Origin of the sequence: Aquisphaera insulae, from assembly GCF_011064615.1 — a bacterium.
GTDB classification, from domain to species: Bacteria; Planctomycetota; Planctomycetia; order Isosphaerales; family Isosphaeraceae; genus Aquisphaera; species Aquisphaera insulae.
On sequence record NZ_JAALJH010000186.1, the window covers coordinates 1 to 3,644 of the forward strand.

General features: G+C 71.0%; 2 protein-coding genes. Both read right to left on the reverse strand.

Features of this window, described 5'->3' with window-relative positions; translation table 11 throughout:
- Positions 1-60: 60 nt before the first annotated feature.
- Positions 61-1,032, reverse strand: coding sequence for an aldo/keto reductase (locus G6O54_RS36535; RefSeq protein WP_165235909.1), 972 nt, complete (start codon positions 1,030-1,032; stop codon positions 61-63).
- A gap of 63 nt (positions 1,033-1,095) precedes the next feature.
- Positions 1,096-3,144, reverse strand: coding sequence for an alpha-L-arabinofuranosidase family protein (locus G6O54_RS36540; protein ID WP_165235912.1), 2,049 nt, complete (start codon positions 3,142-3,144; stop codon positions 1,096-1,098).
- Between the last annotated feature and the right edge of the window lie 500 nt (positions 3,145-3,644).

A 3,644-nucleotide genomic window follows, 5' to 3' on the forward strand; every position in this document is an offset into this window, starting at 1 on the left:
GGGTTAGCCGCCGATGGAGTCCGGCGGCGGGGCACGGGACGGCACCGCCGGGGCCGATCGTCAGGCGTCGAGGTGGTCGCTGAAGAAGCTCGCGAGGGCGGCCTTGCGTTCGAGGGCGATGGAGTCGGTCAACCGCCGCCGGTCCTCGGCGGACATGGGCGTGAAGGTCCGGGCGAGCTCGGTGTTGCGGGCGATGAACTCGGGTTTGGGCATCCCCAGGCTCGCCAGGCTGACGGGCAGGGAGAGCGCGTAGCCCAGGAGCTTCTCGATCGGGGCCGCGGCGACGATCTGGTCCTGGGCGAAGACCTTCATCGCGATCACGCCCATCCGCTTGCGGACGGCGACCGGCAGCGCCAGCTCCTCGAAGCCGCCGCGGGCCATGGGCGTCGCCTTCATGCCCCCCTTGGCGTCGGCCATCCGCGCCATCGCGGCGTTCAGGGCCATCTGGGTGCAGTCGAAGTCGTGCCGCTCGAGGGCCAGCTTGAGGGCCTCCGGGGCGGCGTGGCAGGTGATGCCGATGGCCCGGGTGACCTTCTGGTCGCGGGCCTCGTACAGGGCTTTGAGGATGCCGTCGGGCTTCTCGATGGCGGCCAGGTCCTCGGGGCCGGCCAGGGCGTGGATGTGGAGGACGTCGAGGCGGTCGGTCCGGAGCCGCTTGAGGCTCAGCTCGATCTGCCTGCGGGCGGCGTCGGCCGTCCTCGCCGAGAGCTTCGTCGCCACCACGACCTGGTTGCGACGCTCGGGCAGGATGCGGCCGATCCGCTCCTCGCTCTTGCCGTCGCCGTAGGAGTGGGCCGTGTCGATGTACGTGATGCCGAGGTCGAGCGCGAGCGAGAGGGCCTCGAGCGCCTTATCCTCCCGCTCGTACATCAGGAACCGGCTCCCGGAGCCGAACCCGACGATCGAGGCCTCGATCCCGGTCCGGCCCAGCGTCCGCTTGGGCAGCGTCGCGGCCGCCCCGAACGCGGCGGCCGGGGCGGCGATGGCCCCGGCGGCGGCCCCCTGGAGGAATTGACGCCTGGAAAGGTCCATGATCGCACCTCGCGGTTTCGTGGAAATTGGCCCGGGGACGCTTCCGCCAGGACTCCGATCCTATCACCGTTTGTCGTTCGTACCAATGCGGAGGACCGTCAGCGAGTACCCCGGCACCGCGCGGTGGAAGTCGGCCGAGAGGCCCTCCGCCGGGCCGATCGCGGGCGAGACCCGCGTCGGGTCGTCGAGCGTGTTCACGGCGTTCAGGTCGGGGGCGGCCAGCACCTGGGCCTCGCCGGTCGGCCGCACCGAGGAGACCCCCTCCAGGCGGATGTGCACGTCGCGCGGCCCCGGCCGGGCGTTGACGATCTTGAGGACGACCTGGCCGGTGCGCGCGTCGAGCGACGCGCACGCATAGAGCTTCTCGGCCGCGTCGTCCAGCCGGACCGGGAGGATCGTCGTGCCGCGGTTGACGCCGAAGAGCTTCTGGACGTAATAGCTGGGCGTCCCCATGCTCCGGAGGTTGTCATACCAGATCAGGTTGGGGTTCCACTGCCAGGCCTCCACGTGCGCGAACAGGGGCGCGTACGAGGCCAGCCGGACGACGTCGCCGTTCCGCTCCAGGCCGGTCATGAGGGCCGCCTCGGACAGGGCGGCCTCCCAGGTGTTGGCCCCGAACGCCGGCCGCTTGTCGCGGACGTGGGAGGCGAACTCGCCGGCGAAGACCTTCGGCCCCTTGCGGTCGTAGCCGTCGTAGCGGTGGACCTGGGAATAGAACCAGTCGGGCGGCATGTAGAAATGCTCATCCACCAGGTCCGCGTTGAGTTTCCGGAGCGCGTCCCAGGCGGAGCTGAACCGGTCGTCGCCCGGCCCGTCGGCCGGGCCCGGCCCGGCGCCGGAGACGAGCAGGATCTCCGGGTACTTCGCCTTGATGGCCCTCGCGAACCGCTCGTAGCGGGCGATGTACTGCGGCCCCCACTGCTCGTTGCCGATGCCGATCATCGTCAGACCGAAGGGCCCCGGATGGCCGAGCGCCGCCCGCCTCGCCCCCCAGGTCGTCGTGGCCGGGCCGTTGGCGAACTCGATCAGGTCGAGGGCGTCCTGGATGTACGGGTCGAGGTCCTCCGCCGGGACGAGCTCGGCGAGGTTGAACTGGCAGGCCATGCCGCAGTTGAGGACCGGCAGCGGCTTCGCGCCGATGTCCTCGCAGAGCTGGAAGTACTCGAGGAACCCCAGGCCCATCGACTCGTAATAGTCCGGCGCGTTCCGCGGCGGGCTGAACTCGACGTTCCAGCGGTTCATGATCAGCCGGCGCTCGGCCCGGTCGCCGATCGTGGTCTTCCACTGGTAGCGCTGGGCCAGCGTGCGGCCCTCCACGATGCAGCCGCCGGGGAACCGGACGAAGCCCGGCTTGAGGTCCTTGAGCAACCGGGCGAGGTCCGGCCGCAGGCCGCCGGGCCGGCCGTTGAAGGTGTCCCTGGGGAAGAGCGAGACCATGTCCAGGTCGAGCGTGCCGGCGCCCTGGACGGTGATCGTGAGCTTCGCCCGCGGGTCGGTCGCGGTCGAGATCACCTCGCACGAGTACGCCTTCCAGTCGCGGGTGAAGCCCTCCAGCCGCTGGGCCGCGGCGATCGGCCGGCCGTCGGCGGCGACGAGCTGCACGACCAGCGCCATCGCCCCGGCCTTCTCCGGCTCGCTGCGGCCGCGGACGGAGAACGTGAACGCGGCGTCCTTGGTCACGCCGATGCCGCGGAAGCCCTCGTTGGTGAGCGGCAGGCCGGCGCCGGCCCGCTCGAGCCGGGCGCGGAGGAAATGCGGGTTGTTGGGATGGATCGGCCGGTCGCCGACCACCCCGAATCCGCCGACGGCGCCCCCCGCCACCAGGGCGGGCCGCCGCCAGCCCATCATCGGGTCGTCGAACTCGAACGAGCCGTTCTTGACGCGCTCCGGATAGAGCCCGCCGTCGGCGGCGAAGTTGATGTCCTCGAAGAAGACGCCGTTGAGGATCGGGCTGATCTCCCCCGCCGGGCTGCCCGCCTTCACGACGAGGTCCACGGCCGGGGCGTCGTCGGCCCGGCAGGTGCGAGGGCAGGGGGCCCACGCCCCGGACGCGACGGCCAGCGCCAGCGCGGGCGCGATGAGGACGGAAGCACGCGACATGATGGGACTCATGGAGCTTTCTCCAGCACCGGGATCGGGGCGGCCCGCGGCCGATCTGATCCGCCCATTCTCGCCGCCGGATCGGTCCGGATCCACCGCCTGGAACCGCTCCACCCCGACGACCCGGTCGCGGGCCCGGCCGTCGAGGCGCGGGCGAACTTCGGTTCATCCGGAAGGAGCGCGCGCCCGATCGGAGGCTCACGGCCGAAGGGGCAAGACGGCCTTGAGGGAAGAAGCGGGTGGCCAGGTGAGGGAAGCCGGCCGGGGCTTTGCACTCGAGCGACGATCGGTGGTCGTTGCGAGCCCCGAGGCCGTCTCGGGCTCGCTTGCCGGGGCGGGCCGAGAGAGCCATCGTTCCCCCCTTACCAAGCTTAGCATTACCCACAAGTGCGAGAAGCCCGAGGCCAAGCGAGGGTGCATGTTGAGCGAGGCGGACCCTCTGGTCCCCTCCCCCCTTCGTGGCTTAGGTATGGACACGAAATTTCTCCCAGGGAAGCTGGCGAAACTGGGAG